Origin of the sequence: Photobacterium sp. GB-1 (assembly GCF_003026165.1) — a bacterium.
Taxonomy (GTDB): domain Bacteria; phylum Pseudomonadota; class Gammaproteobacteria; order Enterobacterales; family Vibrionaceae; genus Photobacterium.
Genome location: NZ_PYOB01000027.1, coordinates 42,834 through 60,976 on the forward strand (window position 1 = coordinate 42,834; position 18,143 = coordinate 60,976).

At 41.2% G+C, this 18,143-nt stretch carries 15 protein-coding genes; 4 read left to right on the top strand and 11 right to left on the bottom strand.

Translation table 11 applies throughout. The annotated features are described in order from the left end of the window. Window positions 1–20: 20 nt before the first annotated feature. The 11 genes from C9J45_RS18795 to C9J45_RS18845 all read right to left on the bottom strand — a co-directional run bounded on the left by C9J45_RS18795 (window position 21) and on the right by C9J45_RS18845 (window position 13,104). On the bottom strand, window positions 21–2,183 hold the full coding sequence (locus C9J45_RS18795) for a sigma 54-interacting transcriptional regulator (RefSeq protein WP_107292867.1): 2,163 nt from the start codon (window positions 2,181–2,183) through the stop codon (window positions 21–23). A 261-nt stretch (window positions 2,184–2,444) separates the two neighbouring features. Beyond that, window positions 2,445–4,589: a formate dehydrogenase subunit alpha gene (gene fdhF, locus C9J45_RS18800; protein WP_107206726.1), complete on the bottom strand. Its 2,145-nt coding sequence runs from the start codon at window positions 4,587–4,589 to the stop codon at window positions 2,445–2,447. Window positions 4,590–4,644: 55 nt separating this feature from the next. Continuing rightward, window positions 4,645–5,193, bottom strand: coding sequence for a 4Fe-4S binding protein (locus tag C9J45_RS18805; RefSeq protein WP_107246240.1), 549 nt, complete (start codon window positions 5,191–5,193; stop codon window positions 4,645–4,647). Between the two features lie 277 nt (window positions 5,194–5,470). After that, on the bottom strand, window positions 5,471–5,965 hold the full coding sequence (gene hycI, locus C9J45_RS18810; RefSeq protein WP_107206800.1) for a hydrogenase maturation peptidase HycI: 495 nt from the start codon (window positions 5,963–5,965) through the stop codon (window positions 5,471–5,473). Between the two features lie 32 nt (window positions 5,966–5,997). Next, window positions 5,998–6,462 (bottom strand): formate hydrogenlyase maturation HycH family protein, encoded by a 465-nt coding sequence (locus tag C9J45_RS18815; protein WP_107246242.1) that lies wholly within the window; start codon window positions 6,460–6,462, stop codon window positions 5,998–6,000. Further along, on the bottom strand, window positions 6,455–7,288 hold the full coding sequence (locus C9J45_RS18820; RefSeq protein ID WP_107206728.1) for an NADH-quinone oxidoreductase subunit B family protein: 834 nt from the start codon (window positions 7,286–7,288) through the stop codon (window positions 6,455–6,457). Before C9J45_RS18820 ends, C9J45_RS18815 begins: the two co-directional genes overlap by 8 nt. Further along, a complete protein-coding gene (locus C9J45_RS18825) occupies window positions 7,285–7,833 on the bottom strand; it encodes a formate hydrogenlyase complex iron-sulfur subunit (protein WP_107292868.1) in 549 nt (182 codons plus the stop codon). The genes C9J45_RS18820 and C9J45_RS18825 overlap by 4 nt, the downstream gene beginning before the upstream one ends. Before the next feature lie 8 nt (window positions 7,834–7,841). Beyond that, entirely contained in the window at window positions 7,842–9,596 is a 1,755-nt protein-coding gene (locus tag C9J45_RS18830; protein WP_107292869.1) for an NADH-quinone oxidoreductase subunit C, read from the bottom strand. 9 nt (window positions 9,597–9,605) lie between these two features. Then, window positions 9,606–10,559 (bottom strand): respiratory chain complex I subunit 1 family protein, encoded by a 954-nt coding sequence (locus C9J45_RS18835; RefSeq protein WP_107206730.1) that lies wholly within the window; start codon window positions 10,557–10,559, stop codon window positions 9,606–9,608. After that, window positions 10,559–12,493 (bottom strand): proton-conducting transporter membrane subunit, encoded by a 1,935-nt coding sequence (locus C9J45_RS18840; protein WP_107206731.1) that lies wholly within the window; start codon window positions 12,491–12,493, stop codon window positions 10,559–10,561. Before C9J45_RS18840 ends, C9J45_RS18835 begins: the two co-directional genes overlap by 1 nt. After that, entirely contained in the window at window positions 12,490–13,104 is a 615-nt protein-coding gene (locus C9J45_RS18845; RefSeq protein ID WP_045083233.1) for a 4Fe-4S dicluster domain-containing protein, read from the bottom strand. Before C9J45_RS18845 ends, C9J45_RS18840 begins: the two co-directional genes overlap by 4 nt. 291 nt (window positions 13,105–13,395) lie before the next feature. Here C9J45_RS18845 and C9J45_RS18850 point away from each other — a divergent pair, with 291 nt between their 5' ends. The 4 genes from C9J45_RS18850 (at window position 13,396) to C9J45_RS18865 (ending at window position 17,426) form a co-directional block, all read left to right on the top strand. Beyond that, a complete protein-coding gene (locus C9J45_RS18850; protein WP_107206732.1) occupies window positions 13,396–14,049 on the top strand; it encodes a YoaK family protein in 654 nt (217 codons plus the stop codon). Window positions 14,050–14,178: 129 nt separating this feature from the next. Further along, entirely contained in the window at window positions 14,179–15,351 is a 1,173-nt protein-coding gene (locus tag C9J45_RS18855; RefSeq protein WP_107287519.1) for a MerR family transcriptional regulator, read from the top strand. A 2-nt stretch (window positions 15,352–15,353) separates the two neighbouring features. Beyond that, window positions 15,354–15,860, top strand: a complete 507-nt coding sequence (locus tag C9J45_RS18860; protein ID WP_107287518.1) for a GNAT family N-acetyltransferase — start codon at window positions 15,354–15,356, stop codon at window positions 15,858–15,860. A gap of 477 nt (window positions 15,861–16,337) precedes the next feature. Further along, complete coding sequence (locus C9J45_RS18865; protein ID WP_107206735.1) at window positions 16,338–17,426, top strand: acyltransferase; 1,089 nt, start codon at window positions 16,338–16,340, stop codon at window positions 17,424–17,426. Window positions 17,427–18,143 lie beyond the last annotated feature (717 nt).

Genomic DNA, 18,143 nt, shown 5'->3' on the forward strand with positions numbered 1-18,143 from the left:
GTAGGCTGGTATAAAACGCATCAGATACCACCTCGAAAATCTTGGCTCTTAATCCCCATTTTCTGCATTCGAGATAACAAGGTTGTCCGTTTCAGTCCTAATTGGCTTGCCGCACCATTCGGCCCTGCGACCACACCATGACAAGCCTTTAATGCTTTAATCACGTCTGCTTTACTAATAATGGGTTTAACTACGTCACCTTTCACTGTTGATTCTGGCGTATTGATAACACCAGTAGCTTCAGGGGTAACCAATCCGACAGAAGGCGCATTCTCGGTTGGTACACAGGCAGAATGAGACGCTGTTTTTAGCTCATGAACAGGAACATTAAGCACATTACCACGCGTTAAAATCACAGAGCGTTCAACAAAGTTACGCAATTCACGAACGTTGCCCGGCCATGGAAATGCGCTCATAACCGCTAAATCTTCTGCTGCAATTACGGTGATCGTTTTGGCCATTTTTTGGGCTAATTCACGGGTAAAATGTTTAACCAATAATGGGATATCTTCGGCACGTTCACGTAATGGCGGAATTTGGATAGGAAAAACATTCAAACGGTAATAAAGATCATTACGAAATTTCTTTTCTTCTACACGGCGTAATAAATCAACATTCGTGGCGACAACAATTCGCACATCAACACTGATTAATGCGTTCTTACCCACACGTTCTATTTCATTTTCTTGTAATGCACGTAATAATTTAGGCTGAAGCTCTAACGGCATATCACCAATTTCATCTAAAAATAACGTACCTTTATGCGCTTGCTCAAAACGACCAACACGCTGGCTAATCGCGCCAGTAAAGGCGCCACGTTCATGACCAAACAATTCACTTTCAAATAAACCAGCAGGAATGGCGGCACAATTCATCTTCACCATATCCGTTTTGCTGCGTAGGCTTAACTTATGAATAGCACGAGCAATTAATTCTTTTCCCGTCCCCGACTCGCCTAAAATCAACACCGTACTGTCACAACAAGCAACAAGGGCAACTTGTTCAAGGACTTTATTCATCACTTCACTTTGACTAATAATATCGTCAAAAATAACGTGTTCACCCATCCCTTCATCGATGTTTACAAACTTTGTAATAGGTTGATTAGGAATGCTCGCTTGATGTGTTTTTATACTATGCATTGCTAACGCTACACGCGCAGCTATCTGTTTAAATAACTCAAGATCCGTATTTTGATATGGCGCTTCAATAGGCTTCATAAAACTGATATAACCCACTGCAATGCCTCTAAATATGAGTGGCATAACACAAGCGGTTTTAACACGACTAGGAAAGTACGGGCTATTATTATCAGCCTGCATTTTCTTAATATCTATCGCATTTAAAAATACAGGCTGTTTATTCTTAATTGCATTTTTAATTAGTTTATCATTGGTAAAGAAATGACATTGATAATCAATTTCATTATTAATAAAACAAGCAGAATGTTGATTGTAATGCCCATCTTGTAATTGAATAATCGATAGATCAGTCATACCAAAATGCTGATATAAAAAGCGTAATAATGAACCTATCAATTCTTTTTTTGTACTTTGACTTATAACAGTATTCGTCACATCAACCAGAACCTGAAAATTGTTTTTTTCAGTTGTTAGTTTTTCAGTAAACGTTGATGCCGTTTGGTGCTCTATAATATGTTCAATCATTGCTGAAATCATATTATTAAATAATTTGAATTGCTTCTCGCTCTCACTATCATCAGGCATAGTTAGATTAATATATTCAATCGCACCTAAAGGTTGATTACAAATAGATAGCGGTATTTTGCAATAATTAAAAACCGAGTCATACGCAGGATGACTTTCTAGCTGAGGAAAAGTTTGATATAGCGTTTCACCATCCATCTGATGGCAATAATCACGCATGGTAGCGCCATGCAATCCAATACTTGAGCCAGTGTAATCAAATTGCTGACATTGTTTATCTTGATCAAGGTAGTAAAGGCTTGGTTGACTATCAAGATCATTTTTTAAAAGTAGATTCACACGTTCAACATTGATAAATAATAGATCTTCATTGTTAAGAAAATCCATTACGCCTGAAATATCATTGATTGATAATAAGGCTTTAGAAAAAGTCATCAAATCACTTTCAAAGCGTTCCATGTTGGCATTAACTCTTGCTGATAATGTCGCTCGAATAGAGAGTAATAATTCAAGCATTTATTATACAATTCTCAACCATTTTAGTAACCAAGTATTGATATCAATCAATAAACAATAAATATAAATGCAAACTAATGATGAAAAACAGAGTAGATGCTAATTATTTGAGCGATATGAATGACTAGTAGCAATATACAGCAAAGCAATTAAATATAAGGTTTCCAAATTTAAAATATACAATATTCTATCTTGGAAACCTTATTTTCATTAATGGTTTATTTGAATAATAAAATAAACAAATACACTCATTTTTTGTTATTAAGCATTAACAACATGGCTCTTCAAGCGTGCTTTCAAATTACTGTACTCTGTTTGTACGTAATTTTCTGCCCATGACTGATCTTCAATATTTTCTACCTTAACGGCACAATATTTAAATTCAGGTGTGCTTGAAATTGGATCCACATGCTCAATGGTTAATTCATTACATGCACCAATCCACCATTGGTAAGTCATGTATACCACGCCCTTATTTACACGCTCATTATAGTTTGCACGTGAAATAACTTTACCGCGACGTGATGAAACCCAAACCAATTGTTGATCGTCAATACCTAACTGACGTGCATCATCCGGGTGCATCTGCACATAACCCGGTTCATCTTCCAATGTCTGTAATGCAGAACAGTTACCCGTCATTGAACGACAAGAGTAATGGCCTACTTCACGCACAGTAGATAATACTAACGGGTATTGGGCATCTGGTTGTTCTAATGGCGCACGCCATTCCGCAGCAATGAACTGACCTTTACCTGATGGTGTACTGAATTTATTACCTTCAAACAAGAAAGGTGTACCCGGATGATCCTCAGTTGGACATGGCCACTGTACAGATTTTAACCCTTCCATCTTCTCGTACGTTGCACCTGTATATAGTGGTGCAAGGTGACGCATCTCATCCCAAATTTCTTGGGTATTTTGATAAGACATTGGGTAACCCATACGGGTTGCTAATAAACTGAAAATTTCCCAGTCAGGTTTCACGTCTCCCGGTGGTGTAATCGCTTTATAGAAGCGTTGGAAACCACGGTCGGCGCTACTGTATACACCTTCATGCTCACCCCAGCTTGTCGCAGGGAAAATCACATCAGCAAATTCTGCTGTTTGTGTCATGAAGATATCTTGAACAATCACCAATTCCATCTTGCGCATGGTTTCACGCATCGCTGCAAGATCGGCTTCAGTTTGTGCTGGATCTTCACCGAAAACATAAAATGCTTTACAGATCCCTTCCTCAACTTTGTGACCAATTTCTGTTAAGCGGTAACCCGGCTTACCAGATAATTGTACACCCCAAGCCGCTTCAAATTTTGCACGAATGTCGGCATCTTCTACTGACTGATAACCTGGGAACTGGTGTGGCAACATACCCATATCACAGGTACCTTGTACGTTGTTTTGTCCACGAACAGGACCACAACCTACACCTTCACGACCAAAGTTACCGGTTAATAATGCAAGACCGGCTAAACCACGCACAACATCAACAGCTTGTCCGTATTGGGTAACACCCATACCCCAAAGGATCATCGCTTCAGGTGCTGCCGCATAAGTACGTGCCGCTAAACGAATATCTTCCGCTTTTAAGCCTGTTGTTGTTTCAACACTTTCAGGTGTATAACGAGATACAAGCTCACGGAACGCATCAAAGCCTTCAGTGTTATTTGCAACGTACTCTTTGTCGTATAAGTTTTCTTCAATAATGACATTCGCTAACGCATTAACCAGTGCCATGTTTGAACCGTTCTTCAACGCTAACCATTGATCAGCGACACGTGCAGATTCGATCTTACGTGGGTCGCAAACAATGATCTTCGCACCATTAGCGCGAGCCTTAAGAATGTGCCTTGCTACAACTGGGTGAGAATCAGCCGCGTTGTAACCGAATATGAGTAAACATTTTGTTTTTTGAATTTCGGGAATGGCGTTACTCATTGCGCCATTACCTACTGTTGTCTCCAGACCGGAGACTGATGGAGCGTGTCACACCCTGGCGCAGTGATCGACGTTATTCGTCCCTATCACCGCACGTGCGAGCTTCTGCATCACATAGTTAGCTTCGTTACCTGGACCGCGCGCAGAACCCGTTGTCATGATCGCGTCAGGGCCATATTGCTTCTTGATTGCCATTAGCTTTTCGCCGGCAAAATCAATAGCTTCTTCCCATGAAACCGCTTCTAACGCAGCATCGCGTGTACGGCGGATCATCGGTTGCTTCAAGCGTGGAGTTAATAAATTGGTGTCGTTAAGGAAATCCCAGCCATAGTAACCTTTTAAACACAGTTGACCTTCGTTGGTACGGCCATCTGCAGGCTCTGCTGCAATTACTTTGTTATTTTCGACAACCAATTTTAGTTTGCACCCAGTACCACAGTAGGGACAAACAACAATTGATTTTTTCATACTAACCTTAGGTTGTAATAATAAACGTCAATAGCATTGTGATTAAACAATCACCTTAGCAACCTGTTGCTACTACAGCGCTCATTGCCGCTGCTTCACGTTTTTGTTGGCTCGTTTCAGTCAACGTCTCAGGCTCAATGATTCGAATCGCACCAGTAGGACAAACTTGAACACAAGAAGGACCCGACTCTTGGTGATGACATAAATCACATTTTAATGCTTGGGTTTGCGGTACTTTGCGCGTAAACAACGCAGCACCTTTTGTCTCTTCAACCATCGTTGTCACCACATTCATTGCACCGTAGGGGCATGCAATAACGCAGGTTTTACAACCGATACAACGAGATTGAATCACTTTGACAAAACCATCTTCTAATACGATGGCGTTATTGGGACAAACCTGAGCACACGGCGCATCATCACATTGACGACACATTACAGGCGTAGTTACATGGGCATTTTTCACGACGGTTAAACGTGGTGAAAAATCCGATGGTGCCATTCCTGCTACCGTATTTTCTGCTTGATGCGATAACGCACAAGCGATTTCACAAGTTCGGCATCCAATACACAAATTTGGATCTGCAAAAACAAATCGGTTCATGGTGTATCCCTTGTTGATGTCGATACATCGCAATACATATCCGCATTGCGATACCTTATAAGCATGAGCTATGCCAGTTTTTACACCTTGAACAGCAAAAACGCAAACTATTAATATTTAAGACAAAAAAATAAAGCCTGATCGAAATCAGGCTTTATTTATAGCAATGAACATGTCTGATATGTATCGATAACCATCATCGACACACTTCGTCACATCTCATCGACACCTTATCGACAGGCCAACGATTAAGCATCGTCACTGTCGCAGTTTACTGCTAACAGTGGGTGAATCCGCCCGAGCCTTGCCAAGTTGGTAATTGTTGATAAATTTGCTCAACACCTTGTTGTACCATTTCCGTTAAAGGGAATGAAAAAGCAACAATCGCAGGCTGTATACCAATGAAGATCACTTCTGGTACAAAAGTCTTTAATTCATCGATTAAGAAGTTCAACGGCAAACTGTGGGTCGACACCACATACATATCAACGATAGTCTCAGGATCAATAATTCGTACTTCCCCTGCTTCTTCACCAATATCTGCAGCATCAACCACCAGCACCCGTTTCGGCATTGCTTTACGAATAAGGTGTAAGCAATCCTCAGGCATCGAGCCACCTTCCAGCACGCTCCAATCCGCTATCGGATTCTCTTTCATCATCTTTGCGAGTAATGGACCAGCACCATCGTCTGCCATCATGCTGTTACCAACCGTCAATACAATATTGCTGACCGACAGATCGACATCGTCATTCGACACCGTTACGCCCATGACAGAAGAGAGGTTAATTTCCTCTAGCACAATTACTGTCCTCCTCGGATCATCATGTACATGGTTGGTTCGCGATGAATATCCCCTAAGGCTTCAATAAATCCATCGGTTAACAGCTTTGACTTCTCGCTTTGAGTCGCACTATCAATACCATCAAACGCCAGTGCCAACATGTTTAAATGCTCGGGATAAATCGTGATTTCACCAAACACCAGAAAGCCTTTCATTTTACGAAATGCTTCACCGCTTTGGTCTAATCCACTGATCCATTCAAGGTACTCATGGCCTGAGCATTTCAATACCGCATCTAAGCAATCGACCACACCAAGATGGTGACCAATTGCCAAGCTGTAGTACATAATTTGCTTGGCTTCTTCTGGTACATCGTAGCTTTCATCAACAAACTTGCGACCCAAGCTGTAGAAATACACATTCTGCTCAAGGTGACGAGATTGCGTTAACTCTTCAGGTAAATCGGCAATCTTGCTATTAGGCATTTTCGCCTCCACAGCACGCTTTTTGCTCTGCCCCGCACGCAGGTTGTCCCGTTAATGCAGCCATGGTTTTGCTCAGCAGAATATTCACGATTTCGGTTAAACGTGGATCGTCTTTTTCCGCTAAGTAAGCAGCAATCTTGCTATCAACGTTATCCGCACTACAGGTTGCCAATACATCCATCACTTCATCTGCAATACGTTGGCCTTGAACATAACCGGCAAGTAAGCGGGCTTGACGCTCAATCATCACCTTAATATCCAGTGGAATTTCAGTATGTTTAAGGCTCGCTTTTTGCTCATCAGGATTGTGCGTTTTCGCTTTCAGTTTCTGATCAAGTAAACCTAAAGCTACCGCAAAACCATAAATCGTTGCCGCAGGTGTTGGAGGACAGCCCGGAATGTAGACATCAACAGGTACAATCTTGTCAGTACCGCCCCAGACACAATATAAGTCGTGGAAAATACCGCCATCACAACCACACGCGCCGTAAGAAATCACAATCTTAGGATCAGGTGCTGCTTCATAAGCACGAAGCGCGGGTGCACGCATTGCGCGAGTCACAGCCCCCGTAAAGAGAAGAATATCGGCATGGCGAGGCGATGCAACAACCTTAATACCAAAACGCTCAGTATCAAATACAGGGGTTGTGGCTGCGAAAATTTCGATTTCACAGGCGTTACAACCACCACAGTCAACACGGTAAACATACGCCGAGCGACGAATCTGCTTAATAAGCGCGTCTTTTAATTTCTGGCTATTAGGCGGTAATGGAACAGGAACAGTTTGGGTATGAGCTGTACCATTTAGCTGTTTAATACCTTTCACATTTCCTCCTCAAGGTAACGTAGGTGGCTAACGTTTTCGCTATCTAGCATATTGTTACTGCGACGACATTCAGGACAGGTTTCTAATTGTTGGCGACGTAACTCTAATTGATCCGCTGAAACACCCGTTTGTGCCAAGGTATCTAGCACATAGTCCAATAGCTTTTTCGCTACAAACGGACGCTCACATTGGCGACAATTCGCCAGTTGGAACACCGCATGTTCATACAGATCTTCTTTGCGGGTTACCGCTAACTCAAAGTTCTGCGACAGCTTAATGGCTTTCATTGGGCAGACTTCTTCACAGCGACCACAGTAAATGCATCGCGCCATCGACAATTCCCAACGGCGTGTACCGGCTTTTTCGTCAGTTTCCATCACTAACGCATTGGCAGGACAAGCACGCATACAGGCAGCACAAGACAGACACTGATCCGCATCTAGCTCTGGCTTACCACGGAAGTCTTCATTCACTTCCAATGGTGCGAATGGGTATTTGGTTGTGACTTCACCGGTTTTTAAGACGGTCTTTAATAACTTAAACACAACGCCTCCTACAGCTTAAACGGTGAATTTTTACGGTCGATGCTGTACTGCTCAATCGCTTTATAAGGAATAGTTTTGCTACGCTTCTTCTTGGTATCAACAATGGTGACACGGTCAGTACATGAGTAACATGGATCCAAACTACCGATAATTAACGGCGCATCAGCAACGGTGTTACCTCGTAACATATAGCGTAACGTAGGCCAGTTCGCATACGTTGCTGCACGACAACGCCAGCGGAATAGTTTTTGGTTATCCCCTGTCATGCTCCAGTGCACGTTTTCACCACGTGGCGCTTCAGTAAAGCCCAACGCAAACTTATTCGGTACGTAGTTAAAACCTTCAGTGAGAATTGCACCCGGTGGTAGGTGATCAAGGCCGTATTCAACAATATTTAGTGAATCAAATACTTCACGGATACGAACCATCACACGTGATTGCACATCACCGCCGTCCATGGTTTGTAATTCCATTGGAACATCACCGTAAGACTCTAAAGATTGTCCATGAATAATACGTACATCACGCTTAAAGCCGCTAGCACGAATAAGTGGACCAACAGGGCTGTAATCACGAGCAATGTCTTTTGATAAAATACCAACACCTGCAATACGGCTTTCGATATTAGGTGTTGCTAGAAGCACTTCCACCAACTCAGAAAAGGTTTTGCGTACTTCTTTGACCATCGCAATACCTTTTAAGCGTTGATCTTTAAGAAAATCTCGACGTACACCACCAATCAAGTTCATACCGTAAGTTTTACGGGCACCTGTTAGTAGCTCAGCAAGCTCCATAGTCTTTTCACGGACACGGAAGAACTGCATGAAACCTGAGTCAAAACCAACAAAGTGGCTAGATAAACCAATGTTTAGTAAGTGGCTGTGTAGACGTTCAACTTCAAGTAAAACAGTGCGGATCATCTTGGCGCGGAATGGCACATCAACCGATAATGCATTTTCAATCGTGTTGCTGTAACCCACACTATGAGTAAAGCCACAAATACCACAAACACGGTCAGTTAACTGCGCTACCTCGTGGTAACCCATACGTGTTTCTGCCAGTTTTTCCATGCCTCGGTGAACGTAGAACATACGGTAATCCGCATCAACAATGTCTTCACCATCAACGAATAAACGGAAGTGACCCGGTTCATCAGAAGTAATGTGTAATGGACCAACAGGTACAATACGGTTGCTGTCATCACCTAACTGGTTATCAAAGTTATAGGTTTCTGTTTCGGTTGTTGGCTGTGGACGCTGACGGTAGTCCATCGCATCTTTACGTAGTGGGTGTAGATCTTCAGGCCAATCATCAGGAAGGACTAAACGACGTTCATCAGGTAAACCTACTGGACGTAAGCCGTACATATCACGCACTTCACGCTCGCCCCACACAGCAGCAGGAATAGTTGGCGTAATAGAAATAAACTCTTGGCTATTGGCATCAACCAGTACTTTTACCGTTACCCAACTTTTGACTTCCCCTTCCATAGAAAGCGCATGATAAACCGCAAAGTGACCATTTAAAGTACGCTCGTCATTACCGAATGTAACGGTCAGCCAACCGCCTTGATCGTAATAAAGCCATTTCATCACTTCGACCAAAGAGGTCATTTTTACCGTGATGGTCACTTGATTATCCGTTTGCCACTCTTCATCAATAATGGCTGATGGAAAGAAATGATTCACACCATCGACATACTGTTTGCCAATCCGATTTGATTGCGGTTTAGTGGCATATTGTTCAAATGTATTGTTTGTCATTATTGTTTCTTACCAACCAAAAATTAAAAAGATAAGTGCCAACACGGCCACTAAAAATACAGGGAAAATAGCGCGGTGGATTTTCATAAAACGGAAACGCGCCATGGTGTTTTCCGCAATACCTGCAATGAAGAAAACCACAAAAAGCTTGATGAATAAGATCACGGTTGCTGAAAATAAACTGCCGAAACCTAATGATTGGGCTTTACCCCAAGGAATGAAAATCGCAAGGAAGAACTGAGCGACAACGAGCTGTTTTAGACCTAGGCCTAATTTCACCATCGCTAAACCAGCACCTGAGTATTCAGTCACAGGGCCTTCTTGTAGCTCTTGCTCTGCTTCTGCACTATCGAACGGTAATTTACCCATCTCAATAAACAGTGCAAATGCACACACAAGACCTGCCAAGATAATCGCTAATGGCGAATGCCAGCTGTCATTTGCCATCGCATGGCTAATATAACCAAGATCGGTTGTACCCATTGCTAATGCAACAACTACAATCGACAGGATCAGCATTGGCTCAACCAAGATACCAAGAGTCAATTCTCGGCTACTACCTAAGCCACCAAACATACTGTTTGAATCAATACCTGATAACGCAAAGAAGAAACGGAAAATAGCCAATAAGTAAATATCGGTAATAATATCGCCCGAAATAGGGAAAGGTGACACTTGCGTCACGGTTGGCAATGCCATACCGATCAACATCATAGTGATCACCATTACCCAAGGCGTGATCCAGAAAATAAAGCCTGCATTTGACGGTGATACCGACTGGCGCTGCAATAACTTATAAATATCGCGGTAGTCTTGGAGTACTCCCGGCCCTTTACGAGAATGAATTTTAGCGCGAATAACACGGGAAAATCCGGTGGCTAAAGGGGCAAGCAGTAGCATCAATAAAGCCTGAACAACAGCTAGCGTGATCCAACTAGCAGAAGGCATTTCAAGTGGGGACATTAGCAACTCACTCCTGAAATGAAAGGAAAGAACAACACCACAAATAGCGCAGCCGCGCAGCACATAATGCAGACTTTTCGACCATCAAGTTGACTACCGTCAGCTACCGCAAATAAATGTGGTAAGACATGACGATCAATCAAAGATTGCTTTGGACGGTTGTCATAAATAAGGCTAAACATATGACGCATTGGACGCGTAATACCTTCGGCAGAAACTGTCATACGCTGCTCATATTGGTAACCACACGCCCAAGGATCACCTTGTTGACGACGTACCAAACGACGTTGACGGAACACATAAAGCAATATCGCTGGAACCAGTGCTAACAGCGCTAGCATAATCGCAATTACAGGGGTAGAGAGAATCGCTTGATCAGCCACTGCTGGATAAACCGCACTGCCTGTTGCAACAGAAACAGGGCCAAGATGAAGAATTGAAGATGCAATATCAGAAAAATAAGGTGCAATCCAAGGCGAGCCCACACCTAATACAATACATAATATCGCTAACATCGTTGTTGCTGTTGTCATGCCAGCGCCCACTTCACGAGTATTCGCCGCTTGTCCTGTTTTCGGTGCACCAGTAAAGCAGATACCGTAAACCTTCACAAAACACATACAAGCTAATGCACCTGTTAGTGCCAGCATTACCATACCGAACGGGCCAAACAACATATTTGCTGCGGTTCCTACTTTACCCATGCTAAATAGTGATTGATAAATAAACCACTCAGACACAAAACCGTTAAACGGTGGCAACGCACAAATCGCTAAGGTACCAATTAAGAACGCAATGGCTGTTTTTGGCATGGTCTTACCCAAGCCGCCCATCTTATCCATGTCTTTGGTATGCATACGATACACAATAGAGCCTGAGCCTAAACACAATAAGCCTTTGAAGATCGCATGGTTTAATAAGTGGTATAAACCACCCAGTAAGCCCAATAGCGCAAGCACTGGATGATGGCTTGCGATACCAATCATACTGACACCGACACCAATTAAGATGATGCCAATATTTTCAATCGTGTGGTAAGCCAATAGACGCTTAATATCATGTTCTGCTAACGCATACATTACTCCTAAAACAGACGATACCGCACCGAAGATCAGAACAAGGAAACCCCACCATAACTGGGTTGCGCCAAGGAAAATAATACTGAATTTTAAGATGCCATAGATACCAATCTTCACCATCACACATGAGATCAAGGTAGAGCAGTACGAAGGCGAAATAGGATAGGCTTTAATTAACCAACCGTGTAAACCAACACCCGCTGATTTAATACCGAAACCAACTAACGCTAATAGGAAGGTTAATGATGCAAAGCCAGCACTTATTGGTGTAGTAGTGAACGCACTAAAGTCATAGCTATGGGCATTTATCGATAGGATCAAAAATGCAGCCATGATCAAAAAGCTAGCAATATGATCGACAATAAAGTAATTCAAACCAGCCTTACGACTTGCCAAACTACCATCGCTGATCACAATCAACCATGATGCGATTGAGACCACTTCCATAAACACCATAAAAGTGATCACATTGGCTGAAATCACTAATACCGTCATTGCCGCAGCAAAGATGTTAAATAGGATATTGATTTTCCAACCCGATTTACCCAGATATTCTTTTAAATAATTAATCGAATAAATAGACGCCGCCATGGTCACTATGGATATTACCACCACCATTAAGGCTGAAAGCATATCCATATTCACCATACAGCGCGTCGCCAGTGCAAAATCGGCTGAGTCATAATGACCCACAATGGTAGACACACCCGCTAAAACACCAAACACGCCACCAAATGCACTAATCACACCCGCCAAACGTAAACTATCACGTTCATCCTTACGACCAAGCCAAGAAATAAGGGCTGCTACACCGTAGCTGATCACAGCAAATAAAACTAAAACTAACGGATTCATTTGTTCATAGCTCCTGATTTCACAGAAACGGCACTGTCAGCCGCGCTTTCACGTTTACTGTGGCGTGCTTTCATCACTTTACTCTCATCAATCAACACAATTGCTTGAGTAGGACAGACTTGTGCACAGGCAGGCCCTTGTTCACGAAAACCACATAAATCACATTTCACTGCGATACTTTTCACGCCCGGTTCCCATGCCAAAATATCTTGACCAAAAGTGCTAGGAATTGACGTTGATGGGTTACTAGAACGAGGAGTAGAAGGGATATAGGTATCGTAACTGTTTGCCATCGCAATTGGTCGACTACCATCAAAAGCGATAGCACCAAACGGACACGCGACTGCACATAATGTACAACCAACACAAAGCGACTCGTTAAGAACAACACGATCTGCTTGTTTAGAAATAGCTTGTACCGGACATACAGCCGCACAAGGCGCGTCTTCACAGTGACGACACATAACAGGTGCCGTAGCATTGTCATGTTTAACCACGGTAAGACGAGGATGGCTTTGCAGTCCGACTTTTTTATGTTCTTCGGAGCACGCTGCCATGCAAGTGCCACAACCGATACATTTGTCGGGATCTGCAACAACAAAGCTTTTCATGATCTTTCCAGTTAATTGCAAAAAGCATCACAAAAAGCAATAATCATACCAATAAGGTATTTTTGTGTTTTATTAGCTAAAGATCATTCACTTATACCTAGCGCGCTCTCCTACTCTTCACTTTTTATTACTACTAAAAGGAAATAAACATAGGATGTTCGCCTATCGACACTGCTGTCGACACCTTATTTCGACAGTAGTGTCGACACAAAACCACAAACAAGAAAAAACTGTTTTATAATTGAGCTTCATGCGATGGACATTTACCACCTAACTTTATGAATATGACTAATGATTAAGAAAAAACACCTTCATTCAACCATGCCCTTCTATCTGCTTTTTATTGCAGGTATTGTTGATGCTATTGGCTTTATCCATCTGAAAAATGGCCTGTTTATCTCTTTTATGAGTGGTAACACAACCCATGTGGGCATACTGTTAACCTCAGGCAATACACCACAAGCGTGGCACTACATTGGGGTTATTGTATTATTTGTTTTAGGTGCTGCCGTCGGTGAAGCTATCGCGATAGCTAACAAACCTTTTTATCGCAGTATGATCATGGCGCTAGTCACATTAGTGCTATCAGCAACATTGTTTGTTGAGCCTATCGCTAAACCAATTGTGACCAATTTCTTCTTAAGCTTTGCTATGGGTATTCAAAATATCGCACTGCGATTAACCATTGAAAAATCAACCGCACTCACTTACGTAACAGGTTTTTTGGTTAATACTGGACGTTCTATTGCCATGCTATTAATGGGTGAAGGCGATCGTAGCACGTTTTTTCGCCATTTCAGCTTATGGTTATCCATCTTTCTTGGCGCAATTGCAGGAACACAAGTGATGGATTACTCCTTCAAATATGCATTACTTCTCCCGATCATCTTAAGCTTAATTGCAACAGGCATTTTATTCTGGACCCATGAAATTGCTGATGATTAATAGGATTGGGTAACAAAGAACAAAGCGAAAAAAGCCGACGTAATGTCGGCTTTTTTGTATCTCAAAACCCTTGACCTGTCTAAAGCTTCATAGTTTATAGTTCGCCTATCAATAAAGGGGAAAGCTGCCATGTACCGTATTTCTGAGTTAGCGCAAAAGGTGGGATTAAGTCGTTCCACATTACTTTATTACGAAAAGCTTAAACTGATCACTGGCACACGCTTAAGCAATGGTTATCGTGGCTATACCGACAAAGATGTGCAACGGGTAAAACTGTTACAGCAACTGCAAGCAGGCGGGCTTTCATTGAAAGAGTGCCAATCCTGTTTAGATGCCCAAATAGATCGAGATCTGCTACTTCAACGGCTAAATATTCTTGATGAAGAAATCGCCCAAAAACAGAAAGCCCGTGATTTGCTTTCTGCCATGCTGGGTATAAATTCGATGAAAGAATGGCATCAATCAATGGAATCAGCAGCACCCTCGGCTCACTTAGAGTGGCTAATGAAGCAAGGTTTCAGTGAAAAACAAGCCTTACGATTAAAATGGCTATCAAAAGATATGAACGAACATGAGCAATACATGGCAGACTTTGAAGCGATCTTTGATGATTTAGAACGACTTGGCCCTAGTTGTGATGAAGACTCTCTAAAAGCACTTGAAACATTGCCCATTAAATCTGGTGAAGTGTTAGATATCGGCTGTGGTAAAGGTGTTGTTACTACCTTATTAGCTAAACATGGCGATTTTCATATCACGGCATTAGACAACGATGAATATAACTTAAGTTGTTTAAACGAAGCAGCTATTGAAAACGGGCTTAAACATCGCATCACTTCTGTTTGCGCCAGTATGACCACAATGCCTTTTGAAGAACAACGTTTTGATGTGCTGTGGGCTGAAGGCAGTGCTTACATCATGGGGGTTGAGCAAGCACTTAAACAATGGAAACCATTTATTAAGGCTCATGGCTATTTGGTTATCAGTGACTTGGTTTGGTTAGCCGATAATCCAAGCCAAGAAGCAGTCGATTTCTGGCAGCAAAACTATCCAGATATGACCACCAGCGAACAACGAGTCAAACAGATGCAGCAAGCAGGTTTTGAAGTGATCAGCCACTTTACCCAAAGTGATCAGTCATGGACAAACTACCTAGCACCATTACAAAACAAGATCGCTCAATTGGATAATCAACATTTCACGTCCAATGCCATTAAAGATATTAAGAACGAAATCCATATTCATGAGCACTATTTAGGTCAATACAGCTATCAATTATTTGTATTAAAGAAAAAAGGTTAAACATGATCATTCGAGTAGAAAAAGATTCAGACATTACTGTGATTGAAACGCTAACTTACAGTGCATTTAAAGATCATCCTCATCATGAACCGGGCTCAGAACCAACCGAGCACTTAATCGTTAACCGCCTACGAGATTCTAACGCCTTAACACTATCGTTAGTCGCAGAAGTAAACAATCAAGTTATTGGTCATATCGCTTTCTCCCCAGTACTGATCAATGGTGAAGCTACAAACTGGTACGGTTTAGCACCTGTATCAGTATTGCCAGAACAACAAGGAAAAGGGATTGGTAAAGCGTTAATTAACGAAGGATTAGCCCAGTTAAAAGAACATGGTGCAGAGGGATTCGTACTATTAGGTGAGCCTGAATATTATGGTCGATTTGGTTTTAAAGCCCAACCAGAATTAACCCTAACAGGTGTGCCAGCTGAATACTTCTTAGCCCTGCCTGTTAAAGATTCAATTCCGACAGGTGAAGTAAGCTATCACCCAGCATTTTTTGAATAATGCATTTAAAAGCCGGCGTAGTGTCGGCTAATTATATATGGTTGAAAAATATCATTACTAATAACCTTGTTTTTTCAAGTTTATTAAAAACCCTTAGCAACCTCATCTTAAAACGAATTTCTACTTTTTAGCAATCCACCTTATCATCCAATTATGAATAATGATAAATGCTATAAAAGTCGATTAATAAGAAAATAAATTCCAGAAAATGCGTTTCTTATTAATGAAACAGACAAAAATATAAAGCATAATTTTTGGTTATGGATTACCTAAAGTTGTGTTTATATATCATTACAATAAAGATCAATAATGTACGCACAACTTAAAGAAAGATACTTTAAAATAGTCAGTTTCTTATCAAATTTTATATTTAATTACTGATAATAATTTTAGATTATCAAATTTTTCTATCATTAATTTAAGTGGCTCACTCTTTTTATATCTTTATTAAAAATGCATATAGAAACAGGATACTCAATGAATAATTCAACACTAATGAAACGCTACGACTATCTGGATAATATCAAGTGGGTTTTGACGATATTAGTGATTTTGCACCATTGTGCATCCACGGCAGGTCTGGATCCTATTGGTTACAATTTGCCCCATGTCAAAGAATCAATGCAATATCAATATGAGATTTTAGGCACATTCCAGGGCATCAACCAGTCATTTTTTATGTCACTGTTTTTCTTTATATCAGCCTACTTCGTGATCCCTTCTTTTGAACGTAAAGGGGCTGGAAAGTTTATGTTGGATAAACTAAAACGCCTCGGGATCCCTACACTAATCACCTTATTTTTGATCGAAACACGTGGATCGATTGAGTCTGCTGTATCAAGCATTAAAGGCTTTTTCCTTACCGGAAATATTGGATTAGGCGTCACCTGGTTCTGTTGGACCTTGATTGTATTTAGCGCGGTATTTGCATTGTTCCAAGTTGTCAGTACTGGGAATCAGAAGGTTGACACTGATAAACCTTTTCCGGCGCTTTGGAAGATCTTGCTGTTTGCCATTATGATAATTCCGGTCAATTTCGTTGGCTTATATCTGATGGAAACACTAGGTAGCAATTTCTTAGGCTTTCACCTTCTTAAATATTTCCCGATGTATATCAGCATGTTTTACTTTGGTATCTTAGCTTATAGGTATCAGTGGCTCGATAAGTTAGAACGTAAACACGCTTTTTTAGGTATTCTAATGTGGGTAGCGGGATTATTCATCTATACGATAGCTTCTAGCTATGGTCTGAATAGTGAGATGCTTAATATGGTTTATGTGGCAATACGTGGATTCACTGTGATAGGGATGTCGATGTTTCTACTCTATAACTTCAAAATGCTATTCAATACCAAGGGACGATGGAGCTCTATGTTGACCCGTATCGCTTTTGCTGCCTATGTGGTGCAGAATATCCCAATGCGGTTTACCGCAGACTTTTATCAGTCTTTTATGACCCAAACACCCTTAATCAACTTTGTGGTCATTGCTATCCCCTCTGTGATCGGTTCTTTTGCTATTGGCTATCTTATCTGCAAGACCCCCGTTCTAAAACGTATTTTCTGATCTAGCTAAACGTGTGACTCTCATCTCGGTGATAGAGTCACAGCTAGTCGAGCTTATTGGATATAGCATTTGGACTGGTAGTAATAGCTACGCACCACTTATCACTACTAGTCTCGATGTGTCGTTTACTGTATACATAACTCATTCTGGTAGACTCAGCGGAATCTCCAGCGAATAGAGGTTGCATATTTCTAGTAACCAAACTCTCCAGATATGACCAATAGAGAACAATACATTTAAAAGCCGGCGTAATACCGGCTATTTATGTATATACTCTCCACCATAAGAAAACGTCTTTATTATTTAATACTTCTGTAAAAATATACTTGGTAAAAAAACATCACCAATAACCTTTGTTTTTTTAAGCTTATTAAATATTTTCACGACCTCATTTAAAAAACCACTAATTAATTTTCTTATCAAGAATAATTAGAAATGTAAAACATAATATTTCGTTATGGGTTATATAAATGCTTGTTTATATATCATGACAATAGATAATAATAAAATACAGCCAACTTAAAAACGATAACCAAATTAAATCAGTCACTTAAAATTGATTTATTAACATTTATTTGCTGATTATCTTTCAAATATATCTATTTACATGACATTTTCCCACATTTTTAAAAAGGTTTTTATATGAAAAAGTTATGCCTATTCGTACTCATTTCAACAATATTAGTGGGTTGTGGCGGTGGCGGCGGTAATGACGAT

What these genes read in the sequence shown, in the direction of transcription:
- C9J45_RS18795 (WP_107292867.1), bottom strand. Translation starts at nt 2,183, where the DNA reads ATGCTTGAATTATTACTCTCTATTCGAGCGACATTATCAGCAAGAGTT.
- C9J45_RS18805 (WP_107246240.1), bottom strand. Translation starts at nt 5,193, where the DNA reads ATGAACCGATTTGTTTTTGCAGATCCAAATTTGTGTATTGGATGCCGA.
- hycI (WP_107206800.1), bottom strand. Translation starts at nt 5,965, where the DNA reads ATGGGCGTAACGGTGTCGAATGACGATGTCGATCTGTCGGTCAGCAAT.
- C9J45_RS18815 (WP_107246242.1), bottom strand. Translation starts at nt 6,462, where the DNA reads ATGCCTAATAGCAAGATTGCCGATTTACCTGAAGAGTTAACGCAATCT.
- C9J45_RS18830 (WP_107292869.1), bottom strand. Translation starts at nt 9,596, where the DNA reads ATGACAAACAATACATTTGAACAATATGCCACTAAACCGCAATCAAAT.
- C9J45_RS18835 (WP_107206730.1), bottom strand. Translation starts at nt 10,559, where the DNA reads ATGTCCCCACTTGAAATGCCTTCTGCTAGTTGGATCACGCTAGCTGTT.
- C9J45_RS18840 (WP_107206731.1), bottom strand. Translation starts at nt 12,493, where the DNA reads ATGAATCCGTTAGTTTTAGTTTTATTTGCTGTGATCAGCTACGGTGTA.
- C9J45_RS18845 (WP_045083233.1), bottom strand. Translation starts at nt 13,104, where the DNA reads ATGAAAAGCTTTGTTGTTGCAGATCCCGACAAATGTATCGGTTGTGGC.
- C9J45_RS18850 (WP_107206732.1), top strand. Translation starts at nt 13,396, where the DNA reads ATGATTAAGAAAAAACACCTTCATTCAACCATGCCCTTCTATCTGCTT.
- C9J45_RS18855 (WP_107287519.1), top strand. Translation starts at nt 14,179, where the DNA reads ATGTACCGTATTTCTGAGTTAGCGCAAAAGGTGGGATTAAGTCGTTCC.
- C9J45_RS18860 (WP_107287518.1), top strand. Translation starts at nt 15,354, where the DNA reads ATGATCATTCGAGTAGAAAAAGATTCAGACATTACTGTGATTGAAACG.
- C9J45_RS18865 (WP_107206735.1), top strand. Translation starts at nt 16,338, where the DNA reads ATGAATAATTCAACACTAATGAAACGCTACGACTATCTGGATAATATC.